A 15928-nucleotide genomic window follows, 5' to 3' on the forward strand; every position below is an offset into this window, starting at 1 on the left:
ATTTTAACAATTTAATTTATTAAAAAAATTATTCTAAATTTATAAATAAATAGATTTTTTGTATGCAAATGATACTGATTCTAAAATGGATTCACTTAATGATGGATAAGGATAAATTCCATTTAATATTTCATAGGCTGTAGCTTCTAATTTTCTAGCAATCATAATCTCTGTTATTAAATTTATAACATTTTTTCCTATTATATGACATCCTAATAATTCGTCATATTTAGAATCAAAAATCATTTTTATAAATCCATCTTTACTTTCATTAATCATTGAACTATTTAGTAAACTAAATGGTATTTTAGATATTTTTGTATGATATTTTCTTTTTTTAGATTCTTCTTCAGTAAAACCTATATACGCTATTTCTGGAATAGAAAATATACATTTTGGTATATTATTATAATCAATTTTTTGAGAATCTATTCCTTTTATATTTTCTACACAAGAAATTCCTTCTTTTGAGGCTATAGAAGCTAAAGATGGTGTATTTATTACGCTTCCAATAGCATAATATCCAGGTATATTAGTTCGATAATTTTCATTTACTACGATAAATTTATTTTCAACTTGAATTCCTAATTCTTCTAATCCAATAGAATCAGTATTAGGTACTGTGTCTAATAAAAGTACCATATCTGTTTCAATAGAAAATTTTTTATTATTATTTTTAATTTTTAAAATTATTTTACCGTTTTTTTTTTCAAATTTTTCTATAAAAGAATATTCATAAATTTTTATTCCTATATTTTTTAAATAATGTTTTAAATAACATGATACATCATTATCTCCATCTGTAAAAAAATTATTATTATCTATAATAGAAATTTTTGTTCCCATATAATAATAATAAGAGGCAAATTCTATGGCATTATGATCACTTCCAATTATAACTATTTCTTTAGGTTTTTTATTTAATTTAATTGCTTCTTTATAATTTATAAAATTTTTTTCATCATATAATTTACTAGACTTAGATCCAGTAGAGATAATAATATTTGAAGCAGTACATTCTAATATAGAATTATTTTTTTGAAAAATTTCTATTTTTTTTCCTTTTTTAAGTTTTGCATTTCCATATATAACATTTATTTTATTTTTTTTTATGGAAAAAAAAATATTTTCTTTTATTTTATTAGAAATTTTATTACCCTCTAAAAAAATTTTATAAAAATCAATATTAATTTTTTTATAATCAATTCCTAATAAATATTTATTATCTTTAAATAATTGAAAAATCTTTATTTTATTCAAAAAATATTTTAATAAACATTCGTAATTAAAATAAAATCCTCCAATAAATTCTTTCTCTATCAAAGCAGTTCTCATTCCTAATTGAGATGAACGTATAGATGCTGAATATCCAGCGGATCCACTACCTAAAATTATAATATCAAAATTCATAGATGTTCTACTCATAAAATATAAAATTCTAAATTAGAAAATTATTAATTTTTTTTTAAAAATAAAATAATTATAACTTTATAAAATAATAATGAAATAATTATGAAATTTTTTTTAGATACGGCTAATTTAGAAGAAATAAAAAAAATAAAATCTATTGGAATGCTTGATGGAATAACTACTAATCCTTCATTAATTTCTAAAGAAAATATTTATAACGAAAATGACGTTAAAAAACATTATATATCTATATGCAAACTATTAGATGAAGGAAAATATTTAAGTGTTGAAGTTATTAGCACTGATTATCATAATATTATTAATGAAGCAAAAAAATTATCTATTTTAGATCCAAATAAAATAGTTATAAAAGTTCCTATGACAATAGATGGAATAAAATCTATTCAATTTTTTTCAAAAAAAAAAATTAAAACTAATTGTACTCTTATATTTTCTGTAGGTCAAGCGCTTTTAGCAGCTAAATCTGGAGCTTATTATATTTCTCCTTTTTTAGGTAGACTAGACGATATATCATATAATGGATTAAAATTAATAGAAGAAATAAAAAAAGTTTTTTTTAATTTTAATTTTAAAACAAAAATATTAGCTGCATCTATAAGAAATCCAATACATATAATAGAATGTGCAAAAATTGGAATTCATGCAATTACAACACCTATTAATACAATATATTCATTATTTAACCATCCAATGACTAATATTGGATTAAATAAATTTTTAGAAGATTATAAAAAAAAAATAAAATAATATTATAATTTTATTTTTTTATCTATTAAACATTGAATAGATATAGATGTAGATTTAGGTAATCCTTCATAAAATTTAGATAACTCTATTTGTTCTCTATTTTCAAAAATTTCTTCTAGATTGTTATTTTTATTTGTTATATTAAATTCTTCTAATCTTTTATCTAAATCATATTTTATTTTTTCGTTTATTTTTTTACATACATTATTTAATATACATATAGTATGATATATATTTTTTCCTGATATATTTTCCAATAATGATCTATCAACTGTTACAGTATTAGATGGAACATTATTTATTATATATTCTATATCTAATTCTTTCATTTTTTTATATTATGTAATATTTTTTTAAGATTAATTACATTATTTGATTTAGGAAATTGTTTTATATATTTATTATAATAGCTATAAAAATATTTTTTTTGATTTAAATTATAATTACACATACATATCTTATATAAAACATCCTCTATATAATTACTATATGGATAATTTTTTAAAAAATCTTCAAAATAAAAAATAGCAACTCTATATTGTCTCATAGTAAAAAATGAATTAGATACATCATAATTTTTTTTCTCTAACATAGAATCTAGATTATCTAAAAGCGTATATGCTTCATTAATATTATTGTCATTAGGATTTTTTTCTATAAATTTAACTAAATTTTTAACAGAAATATTAACTGATCTAGGATCAAAATCACTTTCTATAGAATATAAATAATAATACTTTCCATTATAAAATAATGGATTAACTTTATTTTCAATATCTTTTTCTTTATTTTTTTTTGATGATAGACTAGACATACTAATAGTATAAGTACTATCAATATTTCCTAAAAATATTTTTTTTAATTTATCATAGAAAAAATGAATTATTTGTTTAAAACAAGTTTTTTTTAAATTTATATTTTTTTTTAAACAAGGATAATTATAAATAATATTTTTATAATTTTCTTCTATTATATCTTTGTAATAATATAAATTATTTTCCACTTGTATTGGAATTAAAATTGTACTTACCAACAAAAAAAATTTTGCGTTCAAAATTTTATTATTTACTATGTTTAATATTTTTATCAAATAAATATATACCCAATTTATTATCCTTTATTAATTTTATTTTATTTAAAAATTTTTTTATTAAATATTCTTCTTCAATTTGTTCTTCTGCAAACCATTGTAAAAAATTATATGTAAAATGATCTTTTTCTTTTAAAGAAAGTTCTAATAATGAATTTATTTCTGAAGAAATAAATTTTTCATGTTTAAATAATTTTTCAAAAATTATTTCTAATGATTCATATTTTTCATTTTTATCGTAAAACTCATTAGAATTGTTAATTCTTACGTAACCACCTCTTCCATTAAGATATTTTACTAATTTTAACATATGAATTCTTTCTTCATCAGAATGATTATATAAAAAATCAGATACACCTTCAAATCCATTTGATTCTGACCAAGATGCCATATTTAAATATAATTGTGATGATTCTAACTCTATATTAGATTGTTTTATTAAAGCAATTTTAATTTTTTCTTTAATCATAAATTATTAATATTATTTAAACAATTTTTCATTTCATTTCTTAATGAATATGTTCCAATTGATAAAGGTAATCTTACATATGGTTCGCACATATTCATTATATTTAATAATGTTTTTATACCAGTAGGATTTCCTTCTTTATATATTAAATATATGATATCTAAGATTTTGTAAAAAATAGAAAAAGATTTTTTTACATCATTTTTTTTTGCTAAATCTATCATATTAGAAACTTGTTTAGGAAATCCTTGTGCTATTACTGATATAATACTTTCACCACCACCTAATATTATTGGAATATTTATAAAATCATCTCCAGATATTAAACTAAAATTGTCTGACTTCTGTTTTATAATATTATAAGATTGTAATAAATTTCCAGAAGCTTCCTTAATTCCTATTATATTATCTTTAAAATCATTAGATAATTTTATCACTGTTTTAGTATTAATATTTGATCCAGTTCTTTTAGGCACGTTATATATTATTATTTTAATATTTGTATTGTCTATTATTGATTTAAAATGATTATATATTCCATTTTGAGATGGCATATTATAATAAGGAGAAACAGAAAGAATACAATAAAATTTAAATAAATTTTTCATGTAATTGATTTGATCAATAACATTAACTGTATCATTTCCTCCAATTCCTAAAACTAATGGTAGTTTTTTTAAATTAAAATATTGAATACATTCAATAATATCACGTTTTTCTTCTTTATATAAAGTAGAAGATTCCGATGTTGTCCCTAATGCAACTAAATAATTAATATTACTATTTAATACATATTTTATAATATTTTCTAATCCATTAAAATCAACATCTCCATTTTTTTTAAATGGTGTAATTAACGCTACACCTGTTCCACATAATTTTTTTTTCATAATATAATTATTAAACTAACAACTATAAAATATTAAATAAAAACAGATGTAGGCGCATTATTTTAAAAATTAAATCATAAAAACATACAATTAATAATCTCTTTTTGTTCTTGGTCTAGCTGCAGATACAATTATATTTCTTCCCATAAATTCAGTTCCATTCAATTTTTCTATAGCACGTTTAGCACTGTCTTCATCAGACATTTCTATAAATCCAAAACCTTTGCTTCTTTTACTTGATGTAGTTTCATCAAAAATAATTTTAGCATGATTAACAGTACCTATAGATTCAAAATATTTTTTTAACTCTTGTTCTGTCATATCATATGATAAATTTCCTACGTATAATTTAGTGTTATTGTTATTGTCCATATTGTGTAAATTATTTTTATACAAAAAAAAATTTATAAAGATTCTATTAATTAATTTGTAAGTTTTTTATAATATTTTAAGAAACTTTATAAACTTTAGATAATATATATAAAATACTTAAAAATATATAAACTCTATATAAAAAAAGATAAAATTTATTATTTTTTTAGATATTGTATATTTTATATATAAAAATAATGATTTTCATGGATAATTCTTTTTTTATCTCATCATTATTAGATAATGATTTTTATAAGTTTGCTATGCAAAATGCTGTTATTAAACTATTTCCTTTAGTAAAGGCTAAATATGAATTTATTAATAGAGGAAAACATTTTTTTCCAAAAAATTTTTCTAATGTTTTAGAAAAAAAAATAAATAACATGATTAATTTAAAACTTTCATATAAAGAAAAAATTTTTTTGAAAAAATCTTGTCCTTGCTTAGATAATTCATATATAGATTTTTTAGATAAATATCAATATAATCCAAAAGAGGTAAAAATTGAACAAAAGGGAAAATTTATAAAAATAATAATAGAAGGATTATGGAGTAAAATTATTTTATGGGAAGTTCCATTAATGTCAACAATATCCGAATTATATTATAAATTAACCGGAACTAAACGTTTATCAGATAAAATTATAACAATATCAACAAAAAAAAAAATAAAAAAATATAAAGAACTAAAAGTAAAAGTAGGAGAGTTTGGAACAAGAAGAAGATATTCATATCATGTTCATAAACTGATAATGAAAATTTTAATGAAAGAAGGAAAATCATTATTTGCTGGAAGTAGTAATGTACATTTATCTAAAACATTTTCTATGAAACCAATAGGAACTATTGGACATGAATGGGTAATGTTTCATGCAGCAAAATATGGATTTAATTCAGCAGACAGAATAGCTATGGAGAATTGGATAAATATTTATAATAATAAATTAGGAATAGCATTATCTGATACATATACTTCTAAAATTTTTTTTAAAAATTTTAATAAAAAATTATCAAATATATATGAAGGAGTTAGACATGATAGTGGTAATCCTATTTCATTTATTAATGAAACAATAAAACATTATAAAAAATTTAAAATAAATCCCAATAAAAAAAAAATTATATTTTCTGATAACATGGATCCATTTAAAGTTAAATGTATTTCTTCTTTTTGTAAAGGAAAAATTACTCCATTGTTTGGAATAGGAACTAACTTCACTAATGACGTTGGGGTACACCCCATGAATATTGTAATAAAAATGACTGAAATATTTATAAAAAAAAAATGGATATCAGTAGTAAAATTATCAAATTCAAAAGAAAAATCTACAGGAAATAAAAAAATGATTTTTTTTGCTAAGAAAAGACTTCATTTATAGAAATATTAAAATTAAAAAATAAAAATGAAAAGTTTTTACATAAAGAATTACGGATGTCAAATGAATGTATCTGATAGTGAAATTATTACTTCTATTTTATTAAAAAAAGGATTTTTTTTATCTAAAAATATAGAAAATGCAAAAATTATTTTATTAAATTCTTGTTCTATTAGAGAAAAATCAGAATTAAAATTAAAGAATCAAATAGAAAAAATAAAATATTTAAAAAAAAATAATGGATCATTAATAGGATTAATAGGTTGTTTTTCAAAAAATTTTAAAGAATTATTATTAAATGAAAAAAAAATAGATTTTTTTATAAATCCTGATTCTTATAAAGAAATAGAAAGTAAAATTTATAATAGTAATAATACTGTAAAAAATTTTAGAAAAAAGGAAACATATGAAGATGTAATTCCATACAAACAACAAAAAAAAATAACTACATTTTTAAGTATAACTAGAGGATGTAATAATATGTGTACTTTTTGTATTGTTCCATTTACAAGAGGAAGAGAAATAAGTAATAATCCATTTTTAATAGCTGAAGAATGCGAAAGATTACAAGACCTTGGATACAAAGAAATAACTCTTTTAGGTCAAAATGTAGATTCATATTTTTGGAAAAAAAATAATAATTTATCATTTAATTTTGCTAATCTTTTAGAATTAATTGCCGAAAAAATCCCTTATGTAAGAATACGTTTTACTACATCTAATCCTCATGATATGTCTGAAGAAGTATTAAAAACAATATATAAATATAATAATATATGTAAACATATTCATTTGCCTGTTCAATCTGGAAGTAATAAAATATTAAAATTAATGAATAGAAAATATTCTAGAGAAGATTATTTTTTTTTAATAAAAAAAATTAAAAAATTTATTCCAAATTGCTCAATATCTCATGATATTATGACGGGATTTTGTAATGAAAAAGAAAATGATCATTTAGATACAATTGATTTAATGAATAAAATAAAATATAACTATGGTTATATGTTTTCTTATTCCCCAAGACCAGGAACATATGCATATAAGAATTTAGTAGATAATGTTCCAAAAAATGTAAAAAAAAAGAGATTACAAGAAATTATAAATCTACAAAATAAACATTCATTATATAGAATGAACGAATTTCTAGAAAAAACTCAAGAAGTATTAATAGAAGGTACGTCAAAAAAAAATTATAACTATTGGTACGGAAAAAATTCACAAAACATAGTAGTTATTTTTCCAAAAGAAAAAAATTCAAAAATAGGAGATATTAAATTAGTTAATATAAAAAAATTTACATCTCATACTTTAATTGGAGAATTAATAAAATAATCAATTAATTATGGAATCTATTCAAAATATAAAACATAAATTTGGAATTATTGGATATGATTATAAGTTATATAGATCTTTAGAAAAAGCTATACAAGTTGCACCTACTGATATTTCAGTTTTAGTTCTTGGAGAAAGTGGGGTAGGAAAAGAATTTATACCTAAAATAATTCATAAATTCTCTTGTAGAAAACATCATTCTTACATTGCTGTTAATTGTGGTGCAATACCTGAAGGTACTATTGATAGTGAATTATTTGGTCATGAAAAAGGATCATTTACTGGTGCAACAAATATGAGAAAAGGATATTTTGAAGTTGCCAATGGAGGAACTATATTTTTAGATGAGGTAGGTGAATTACCATTAACAACACAAGTTCGTTTATTAAGAATATTAGAGTCTGGAGAATTTATAAAAGTAGGATCTTCTAAAATACAAAAAACTAATATACGTATTGTTGCGGCTACTAATTTAAATATGGTAGAATCTATACAAAAAGGAAAATTTAGAGAAGATTTATTTTATAGACTAAATACAGTACAAATAAATGTTCCCCCTTTACGTTTTCGTAAAAATGATATTAAATTTTTATTTAAAAAATTTTCAAATGATTTTGCAGAAAAATATCAAATGCCACCTGTAGTACTAAATGACAAATCATTAAAATATTTAGAATGCTATCCATGGCCTGGAAATATCAGGCAATTAAAAAATTTAGTAGAACAAATTTCTGTAGTAGAAACAAAAAGAAAAATAAATATAGATAAATTAAAAGAATATATCCCAGAAAATACACCTTTATTATCAATATCAAAACCAAATATTAATTTAAATAATAAAAATTTTTTTCATTCTAGGGAAAGAGATTTCATTTATAAAATATTGTTTGATATGAAAAAAAATTTTAATGATTTAAAAAATATTGTTTGTCAACTAATAAAAAATAATTCAGATTTTAGATTTAATAAAGAAAATAGAGACCTTATTAATAGAATATTTGGAAATGCATTTATTACCCAAAATGGATCTTTAAAAAAAAATCATGAAATTATGAATAAATCAATTTTTCAATTTGAAAATCAATCTAAAAATGATTTAGATTATGAAGAAATTGAAGAGGATTTACCTGAAAAAAATTTTTCTAATTCTAATCCCTTTTCATTAGAAAAAAAAGAAATAGAATTTATTCAAAAAGCTTTAAAAAAAAATAAGGGAAAAAGAAGAAAAACTGCAAAAGAATTAGGTATATCTGAAAGAACACTTTATAGAAAAATAAAACAATATGGATTGTAAAAAAATTTTACTATTTTTTATTATTTTTTATGGATTTCAAAATTATGAACTTATATCATCAAATTCATCGAGTTCATCAAATTCATCGAGTTCATCAAACTCATCGAGTTCATCAAATTCATCGAGTTCACCAAATTCATCGAGTTCACCAAATTCATCGAGTTCACCAAATTTAAATAAATTTTTTAAAAATTTTAAAGAAAATATAACAATAGAAATTGGAAATATTTCCGAAGAAGTTGTATTTCCTAATAAAAGATCATTATCTAATGATTTTAGAAAAAGTATAGAAAATTATATTAGAAATAAAAAACAATATTTAAATCTAGTTTTCCAAAATGGAGATATTGTATTGGATGGTAATTTTAAAAATTATAAAATAATTAAAAAAAAAAATAAACTAAATAAAGTTATTTTAATAGTTAAAATTTTCTATTCAAAAAACAATATAACAAATTGGAGTGATACATTTTTAATATCTAAATTTTATAAAAAAAATAAAGATTTATTATCAGATAAAATTATAAATAATCTAATAGAAAGGCTAACAACTAAAGTTTATAATAGATTATTATCTGGATTTCATATAAATAAAAAAAATTAAACACTTATACATTCTTTCTTATGAAATATATATACTCAATTAATATATTAAATTTTTTTATATTTATAATTTCAATATTTCTTATACTAATTATTTTAGTACAAAATCCAAAAAAAGAAATAGTTAATCAATCATTTATGGAAAATCTAAAATTTTTTGGAGTCAATAAAACAAATACTATTTTAGATAATATTACATGGTTTTTATCAATAGTTATATTTTTACTTGTTATAACATTAAATTTTTTATTAAAAAATTAAAAAATGACAAAATGACGCTTTTATTAAAATTTAATTGGAAAAAAATAACATTTTATAATTTGGCATGTTTTTGGCTATTTTGTTTGTATGTTAATCATAAAAAAAATTATTAAATATGATGGAAGTAAAGATTAAGCCTTTATCAGATCGTGTTCTTGTGCAACCTGATCCAGCTGAAACAAAAACATCTTCAGGAATAATTATTCCTGATACAGCAAAAGAAAAACCACAAAAAGGTACAATAGTTGCTGTAGGAACAGGAAAAAAAAATGAGAGAATGACTTTAAAAGAAGGAGATAGAGTTTTATATGGAAAATATTCTGGAACAGAATTGAAATGGGAAGGAGAAGAATACTTAATAATGAGAGAATCTGATGTTATAGCTGTTATATAAAATATTTTATTTATTTAACTATAATTGATTTGATTGAAAAAATATAGAAAATTATGGCAAAAGATATTAAATTTGATATTGAAGCAAGAGATAAATTAAAAAAAGGTGTAGATGCATTGGCAAATGCCGTTAAAGTTACTTTAGGACCAAAAGGAAGAAATGTTGTATTACAAAAATCTTTTGGAGGTCCTCAAGTTACCAAAGACGGAGTTACTGTAGCTAAAGAAATAGAATTAGAAGAACCTATAGAAAATTTAGGGGCACAGATGGTTAAGGAAGTAGCATCTAAAACCAATGATGTTGCAGGAGATGGAACAACTACAGCCACTGTTTTAGCACAAGCTATTGTTCGAGAAGGATTAAAAAATGTTGCGGCTGGAGCTAATCCTATGGATTTAAAAAGAGGAATAGATAAAGCTTTAGAAGCTGTTATTATAGATCTTAGAAAACAATCCAGAGAGGTTGGAGGAAATACTGAAAAAATAAAACAAGTAGCGTCTATTTCTGCAAATAATGATGAAAAAACAGGTGCATTAATAGCGGATGCATTTGAAAGAGTTGGAAGAGAAGGGGTAATTACTGTAGAAGAAGCAAAAGGTACCGATACGTCTGTAGATGTAGTTGAAGGAATGCAATTTGATAGAGGTTATCAATCTCCTTATTTTGTAACAAATACTGAAAAAATGATAACAGAATTTGATCAACCTCAAATTTTATTATCTGATAAAAAAATAGCAGCAATGAAAGATTTATTGCCTATTTTAGAACCTGTTGCACAGTCAGGAAAACCTTTACTTATAATCTCAGAAGAAGTAGAAGGAGAAGCATTAGCAACATTAGTTGTTAATAAAATTAGAGGTACTTTAAAGGTAGCTGCAATTAAAGCTCCAGGATTTGGAGATAGAAGAAAAGCTATGTTAGAAGATATAGCAATTTTAACTGGAGGTACAGTTATCTCTGAAGAGACAGGTAGTAAATTAGAAGACGTAAAACTAAATATGCTTGGTAAAGCAGAAAGAGTTATAATAGATAAAGATAATACTACAATTGTTAATGGTGGTGGAAATAAAAAAGATATTAGATCAAGAATTGATCAAATAAAAGCACAAATAGAGACTACAACATCAGATTATGATAAAGAAAAATTACAAGAACGTCTTGCTAAGTTAGCAGGTGGTGTAGCAGTTTTATATGTAGGAGCAGCATCTGAAGTAGAAATGAAAGAAAAAAAAGATAGAGTAGACGATGCTCTAAATGCTACAAGAGCTGCAGTAGAAGAAGGAATAGTTGCTGGAGGAGGTGTAGCTTTAGTTCGTTCAATTAAAACATTAAATAGCATAAAAGGAGATAATTGTGATCAAGATACTGGTATACAAATAGTTAGAAGATCATTAGAGGAACCTTTAAGACAAATTGTTGCTAATGCTGGTGGTGAAGGTTCAGTTGTGGTAGCAAAAGTAGCTGAAGGTAAAGGTGATTTTGGATATGATGCTAAAATTGGTGAATATAAAAATATGATTTCTGAAGGTATAATAGATCCTACTAAAGTAGCTAGAGTTGCATTAGAAAATGCAGCTTCTGTTTCAGGAATGTTATTAACTACTGAATGTGTAGTTACAGAAATAAAAAAAGATGAAAATAATTCAACACCACCAATGCCAGGAGGTGCTGGAGCAGGTATGGGAGGTATGATGTAAATTATTAATTTCATTCTGCAAAAAAAAATAGTGTCTAAATCAAGACACTATTTTTTTTTTTACCAGTTATTTTGAACTTTTAATGTTTTTTCTATAACATCTCTAACACATCCTTTTCCTCCTTTTTTTGGTGATATATATTTAGATATATCTTTTATTTCTTGAACTGCATCAATTGGAGAACAAGGAAGAGCTACTGATTTCATTACTTCCATATCTGGAATATCATCCCCCATATAAAGAATTTTATTTCTTTCTGTATTTGAGATGTAACAATAATCATCTAAATATTTTTTTTTGTTTATAACTCCTTGATAAATATGACGAATATTTAAACTTCTTAAACGTTTAAATACCATTAAGTCTGATCCTCTTGTAATTACACATAAATTATATCCCTTTTTTTTTGCTAATTGTATAGCATATCCGTCTTTAGCAAACATTTGTCTTACTAAATTTCCATCAGGAAAAAGATTTAATGTACAATTAGTTAAAACACCATCTACATCAAATACAAAAGTATCAATATAATTCATTATGTTTAAATATTCTTTGTTTAACATAAAACTAACTAATTTTTTTATTTATTTGTTAATAAATAAAACATACTTTATATATATTCAAAGTTTACATTTGTAAAATTTTTTATTTATGATTTTTTTTGAGATACTTTATATCCATGATTATAAGATGAATTATTTTTAAAATCTTTTTGATGTCGTTCTGATATTACTTCTTTACCTTTTTCATCTATAATAAATTTAATCATATCGTTAAGGATATTTTTAAATTTAGAAAAATCTTCTTTATATAAGTAAATTTTATGTTTTTTATATGTTATTTCTCCATTTTCATTAAAATTTTTCTTACTTTCAGTAATAGTTAAATAATAATCACCAGCTCTTGTTTCTCTTGCATCAAAAAAATATGTGCGACTACCTGTTTTTAAAGTACGTGAACATATTTCATTTTTTTCTTTATTTTTTTTTTCGTCCATTTCAAATTTTATTTATATGTTGGACAAATCTAAATAAAAAAAAATAAAAAAAAATATAATAAAACTATTTTTTCATTCGTTTATAAATAAAAAATTTTATTTACATAAAAATTTTTTTATTTATATATTTGATTTTAAATATATTAATAATTTATTTTTTTTTATAAAAAAACTATTAATTAATTATAATTAAAATAAATGTTAGTAAGAAGAGAATTTAGAATAAGAAGCTTACAATTCTTATATGCGCAATATATTTCTTCAATTGATTTATATAAAATTGAAAAAATTATGTTAAATAGTATTGAAGATTTACATAATACATACAAATCTTTTCTATGTTTAATATTAGTAATTAGAAATAATATAATAAAAAAACAAGAAAAAAATAATATCCCATTATTTTTTTTAGAAAAAAAAATTATTAATAATTCTATTTTAAAAATATTATCTAATAATAAACATTTAATAAAAATATATAATTCTCCAATTAATTTTTGGAAAAAAGAATATAATCTTATATTTTCTTTATTAAAAGATTTACAAAAAACTAATTATAATGAAAGTAATTTTTATTCTTTTGAAGATGAAAAAATATTTATAATAAAATATTATAAAGACAATATAATAAAGAATAATAAACTAAAAGAATATGTAGAAGATTTATTTATAAATGGTATAGAAAATAATTATATAGCTCATAATATGGTATGTAAAACTTTACAATTCATAAAAAATTCTATAAATCCAAATTTTAAATTGTATAATATTTATAATAATATAGAAAATAAAAAATTTATAATTAATTTATATAGAAATACAATAATTCATAAAAAAGAATTTAATAAGTTAATAGATTATACATCTAAGAATTGGGATATAAAAAGAATGGGTATTATAGATTTAATTATCTTACAAATGGCAACTTGCGAATTTTTATATTTTCCAAATATACCACCTAAAGCAACTATAAATGAATATATTGAAATTACAAAAATTTTTTGTATGAATAAAAGTAAATCATTTGTAAATGGAATTTTAGATAAAATCTATAAATTTTTATGTAAAAAAAATAAAATATCAAAATATTAAATTAATCAAATTATAAAAAATATTAAAACAAAAACAAATGTTAATATTATTTTTTTTCCAAAAAAATTCTATTGCAAATACTATTTGCATGTTCATATTAATTTTTATAATATTTTATTTCTTTATGATAAGACCTCAAATACAAAAACAAAAAAATGAAAGAGATTTTCAAGAAAAGTTAACTAAGGGAAGCTATATAGTAACAAATACAGGAATTCATGGAAAAATTATAGAAATAAAAAATAATTTTATTATTTTAGAGATTATCACAGGAAAAATAAAAATTGAAAAAAATACAATATCTAAAGAATTGACAAAATTACATTATAACAATAAAATAAAAAATAAAGTTGAAATCAATTCTAGTAGGAATAACAGGTAATATAGGTACAGGAAAAACTTTATTATCTAATTTTTTTAAAGAAAATGGAGTTCCTATTTATTCATCAGATAATAAGTGTAAAATTTTAATGAATAAATCAAATATTATAAGAAAAAATATTATAAAATTTTTTGGAATTAAATCTTATAATGGTAAAAAATTAAACAAAAATTTTTTATCAAAAATTATATTTAAAGATATAAATGCATTAAAAATATTATGTTCTATTGTACATCCATGGGTTAAGTTAGATTTTGAAAAATGGAAAAAAAATAATAATTATCCATATATAATTAAAGAATCAGCCCTTATATTTGAATTTGAAAATTATAAAGAATTTGATTTAATTATTATATTAACATCATATCTAAAAATAATATTGAAAAGAATTATAAAAAGAGATAAATTAAGTAAAGAAGAAATTATAAATCGTTTAAATAATCAAATAAATATTAACAATATAAAAAACATAAAAAATATAAGTAATAAAATTTTTTTTATTGAAAATAATTCGTCTATAACTAAATTAAAGAAATATTCAATAAGTTTACATAAAAAAATTATAAAAAACATTAAATATGGGAAAAGGTGATATAAAAACTAAAAGAGGAAAAATAATAAATAAAACATATGGTAACAGACGTCCTAATCCAAAAAAATTAAAAAAAAAGAAATATAAAATTAAAAACAATAATACTAATCGTCATTAATATTATCACTATTGTTACTATTGCTATTATTTAAAATAGACATAAAATATGTTAATTGAGTTAAATTTCCCAATGCAGAAATAATATAAGTCATTATAGCAAAATTTAACAATTTTTTAACTTGAAAATATTCGTTACCTTTTACTAGTTTTTTTTCTTTTAACCAACTTAGAGCTCTATCACTAGCATTAAATTCTATCGGTAATGTTATTAATGAGAATATTACAATTAATAAAAATAATCCTATTCCTATTTTAAGAATTAATGATTCTCTTCCTTCAGAGTTATAAAAAATAATTAATCCACTTATTATGGAAATATTACTTACTCTAGAACTAAAATTAAGAATAGTAGATAAATTATTACGAAATTTTAACAAATTATCTTTTATTCTATGTTGTAATGCATGTCCACATTCATGTGTAGCAATAGCAGCTGAAACTATATTTTTTCCATAAAAAACTATTTCACTTAAATTTATAGTTTTATCTGAAGGATCATAATAATCAACTAATTCTCCTTGAACTGGATATATTTTCACATCATTAATTCCATTATCAATCAACATCTTTTCTGCTATTTCTCTACCACTCATATTAGATTTTAAATAAAATTTAGAATAAAATCTTAATCTATTTCTTAGAAAAATATTTATAATATGATTAATTATATAAATAATTGATGTAATGAAATAATAAAAATTCATAAATAATGTTATTTTTATTCAATATAATGAATAATGAAAAAAAAACAAAAATATTAATTTATTACTAAAAATGAAAATATAA

General features: G+C 20.7%; 21 protein-coding genes. 12 read left to right on the forward strand and 9 right to left on the reverse strand.

Annotated features, from left to right (window positions below; all coding sequences use genetic code 11):
- Nucleotides 1-39: 39 nt before the first annotated feature.
- Complete coding sequence (locus H0H34_RS01960) at nucleotides 40-1425, reverse strand: dihydrolipoyl dehydrogenase family protein (RefSeq protein WP_238785440.1); 1386 nt, start codon at nucleotides 1423-1425, stop codon at nucleotides 40-42.
- An 87-nt stretch (nucleotides 1426-1512) separates the two neighbouring features.
- Between H0H34_RS01960 and fsa the strand changes: the two genes are divergently transcribed.
- Nucleotides 1513-2178 carry a fructose-6-phosphate aldolase gene (fsa, locus tag H0H34_RS01965; protein WP_185873157.1) on the forward strand — a complete coding sequence of 222 codons (666 nt, stop codon included), beginning with the start codon at nucleotides 1513-1515 and terminating at the stop codon, nucleotides 2176-2178.
- 2 nt (nucleotides 2179-2180) lie between these two features.
- Here the strand turns inward: fsa and H0H34_RS01970 are convergent, their stop codons facing one another.
- The 5 genes from H0H34_RS01970 to H0H34_RS01990 all read right to left on the reverse strand — a co-directional run bounded on the left by H0H34_RS01970 (nucleotide 2181) and on the right by H0H34_RS01990 (nucleotide 4999).
- Entirely contained in the window at nucleotides 2181-2507 is a 327-nt protein-coding gene (locus H0H34_RS01970; RefSeq protein ID WP_185873158.1) for a hypothetical protein, read from the reverse strand.
- A complete protein-coding gene (locus H0H34_RS01975) occupies nucleotides 2504-3181 on the reverse strand; it encodes an outer membrane protein assembly factor BamD (RefSeq protein WP_185873159.1) in 678 nt (225 codons plus the stop codon). The genes H0H34_RS01970 and H0H34_RS01975 overlap by 4 nt, the downstream gene beginning before the upstream one ends.
- A gap of 58 nt (nucleotides 3182-3239) precedes the next feature.
- Nucleotides 3240-3737, reverse strand: a complete 498-nt coding sequence (locus tag H0H34_RS01980) for a ferritin (RefSeq protein WP_185873160.1) — start codon at nucleotides 3735-3737, stop codon at nucleotides 3240-3242.
- A complete protein-coding gene (gene dapA / locus H0H34_RS01985; RefSeq protein WP_185873161.1) occupies nucleotides 3734-4627 on the reverse strand; it encodes a 4-hydroxy-tetrahydrodipicolinate synthase in 894 nt (297 codons plus the stop codon). Before dapA ends, H0H34_RS01980 begins: the two co-directional genes overlap by 4 nt.
- Nucleotides 4628-4717: 90 nt before the next feature.
- Entirely contained in the window at nucleotides 4718-4999 is a 282-nt protein-coding gene (locus tag H0H34_RS01990; RefSeq protein WP_185873162.1) for an RNA recognition motif domain-containing protein, read from the reverse strand.
- Between the two features lie 206 nt (nucleotides 5000-5205).
- On the opposite strand from H0H34_RS01990, the gene pncB reads away from it, so the two are divergent.
- The 7 genes from pncB to groL all read left to right on the forward strand — a co-directional run bounded on the left by pncB (nucleotide 5206) and on the right by groL (nucleotide 11959).
- Complete coding sequence (gene pncB / locus H0H34_RS01995; protein WP_185873163.1) at nucleotides 5206-6378, forward strand: nicotinate phosphoribosyltransferase; 1173 nt, start codon at nucleotides 5206-5208, stop codon at nucleotides 6376-6378.
- A gap of 24 nt (nucleotides 6379-6402) precedes the next feature.
- Entirely contained in the window at nucleotides 6403-7710 is a 1308-nt protein-coding gene (miaB, locus tag H0H34_RS02000; protein WP_185873164.1) for a tRNA (N6-isopentenyl adenosine(37)-C2)-methylthiotransferase MiaB, read from the forward strand.
- Between the two features lie 10 nt (nucleotides 7711-7720).
- On the forward strand, nucleotides 7721-9004 hold the full coding sequence (locus tag H0H34_RS02005) for a sigma 54-interacting transcriptional regulator (RefSeq protein WP_185873165.1): 1284 nt from the start codon (nucleotides 7721-7723) through the stop codon (nucleotides 9002-9004).
- Nucleotides 8994-9608: a hypothetical protein gene (locus H0H34_RS02010; RefSeq protein WP_185873166.1), complete on the forward strand. Its 615-nt coding sequence runs from the start codon at nucleotides 8994-8996 to the stop codon at nucleotides 9606-9608. The genes H0H34_RS02005 and H0H34_RS02010 overlap by 11 nt, the downstream gene beginning before the upstream one ends.
- A 20-nt stretch (nucleotides 9609-9628) precedes the next feature.
- The gene (gene secG / locus H0H34_RS02015) at nucleotides 9629-9868 is read left to right on the forward strand and encodes a preprotein translocase subunit SecG (protein WP_317167288.1); all 240 of its coding nucleotides are present in this window, start codon (nucleotides 9629-9631) and stop codon (nucleotides 9866-9868) included.
- Nucleotides 9869-9983: 115 nt separating this feature from the next.
- On the forward strand, nucleotides 9984-10262 hold the full coding sequence (locus tag H0H34_RS02020; RefSeq protein ID WP_185873167.1) for a co-chaperone GroES: 279 nt from the start codon (nucleotides 9984-9986) through the stop codon (nucleotides 10260-10262).
- A gap of 53 nt (nucleotides 10263-10315) precedes the next feature.
- Nucleotides 10316-11959 (forward strand): chaperonin GroEL, encoded by a 1644-nt coding sequence (gene groL, locus H0H34_RS02025; protein WP_185873168.1) that lies wholly within the window; start codon nucleotides 10316-10318, stop codon nucleotides 11957-11959.
- A 59-nt stretch (nucleotides 11960-12018) separates the two neighbouring features.
- Here the strand turns inward: groL and H0H34_RS02030 are convergent, their stop codons facing one another.
- Together H0H34_RS02030 and H0H34_RS02035 are read right to left on the reverse strand one after the other, a co-directional pair.
- Complete coding sequence (locus H0H34_RS02030) at nucleotides 12019-12522, reverse strand: KdsC family phosphatase (protein ID WP_238785441.1); 504 nt, start codon at nucleotides 12520-12522, stop codon at nucleotides 12019-12021.
- A gap of 86 nt (nucleotides 12523-12608) precedes the next feature.
- Complete coding sequence (locus H0H34_RS02035; protein WP_185873169.1) at nucleotides 12609-12956, reverse strand: DUF3276 family protein; 348 nt, start codon at nucleotides 12954-12956, stop codon at nucleotides 12609-12611.
- A 198-nt stretch (nucleotides 12957-13154) separates the two neighbouring features.
- On the opposite strand from H0H34_RS02035, the gene nusB reads away from it, so the two are divergent.
- From nusB to H0H34_RS02055, 4 genes are all read left to right on the forward strand, one after another.
- On the forward strand, nucleotides 13155-14048 hold the full coding sequence (gene nusB, locus H0H34_RS02040) for a transcription antitermination factor NusB (protein WP_185873170.1): 894 nt from the start codon (nucleotides 13155-13157) through the stop codon (nucleotides 14046-14048).
- Between the two features lie 124 nt (nucleotides 14049-14172).
- Complete coding sequence (yajC, locus tag H0H34_RS02045; protein WP_317167289.1) at nucleotides 14173-14430, forward strand: preprotein translocase subunit YajC; 258 nt, start codon at nucleotides 14173-14175, stop codon at nucleotides 14428-14430.
- The gene (gene coaE, locus H0H34_RS02050; RefSeq protein ID WP_185873172.1) at nucleotides 14399-15022 is read left to right on the forward strand and encodes a dephospho-CoA kinase; all 624 of its coding nucleotides are present in this window, start codon (nucleotides 14399-14401) and stop codon (nucleotides 15020-15022) included. Before yajC ends, coaE begins: the two co-directional genes overlap by 32 nt.
- Nucleotides 15009-15140: a 30S ribosomal protein THX gene (locus H0H34_RS02055; RefSeq protein ID WP_185873173.1), complete on the forward strand. Its 132-nt coding sequence runs from the start codon at nucleotides 15009-15011 to the stop codon at nucleotides 15138-15140. Before coaE ends, H0H34_RS02055 begins: the two co-directional genes overlap by 14 nt.
- Here H0H34_RS02055 and H0H34_RS02060 read toward each other — a convergent pair.
- Nucleotides 15127-15846, reverse strand: a complete 720-nt coding sequence (locus H0H34_RS02060) for a zinc metallopeptidase (protein ID WP_185873174.1) — start codon at nucleotides 15844-15846, stop codon at nucleotides 15127-15129. The genes H0H34_RS02055 and H0H34_RS02060 overlap by 14 nt on opposite strands.
- Nucleotides 15847-15928: the final 82 nt, after the last annotated feature.

The sequence above is a fragment of the Blattabacterium cuenoti genome (assembly GCF_014252375.1).
Lineage (GTDB): Bacteria > Bacteroidota > Bacteroidia > Flavobacteriales > Blattabacteriaceae > Blattabacterium > Blattabacterium cuenoti_AH.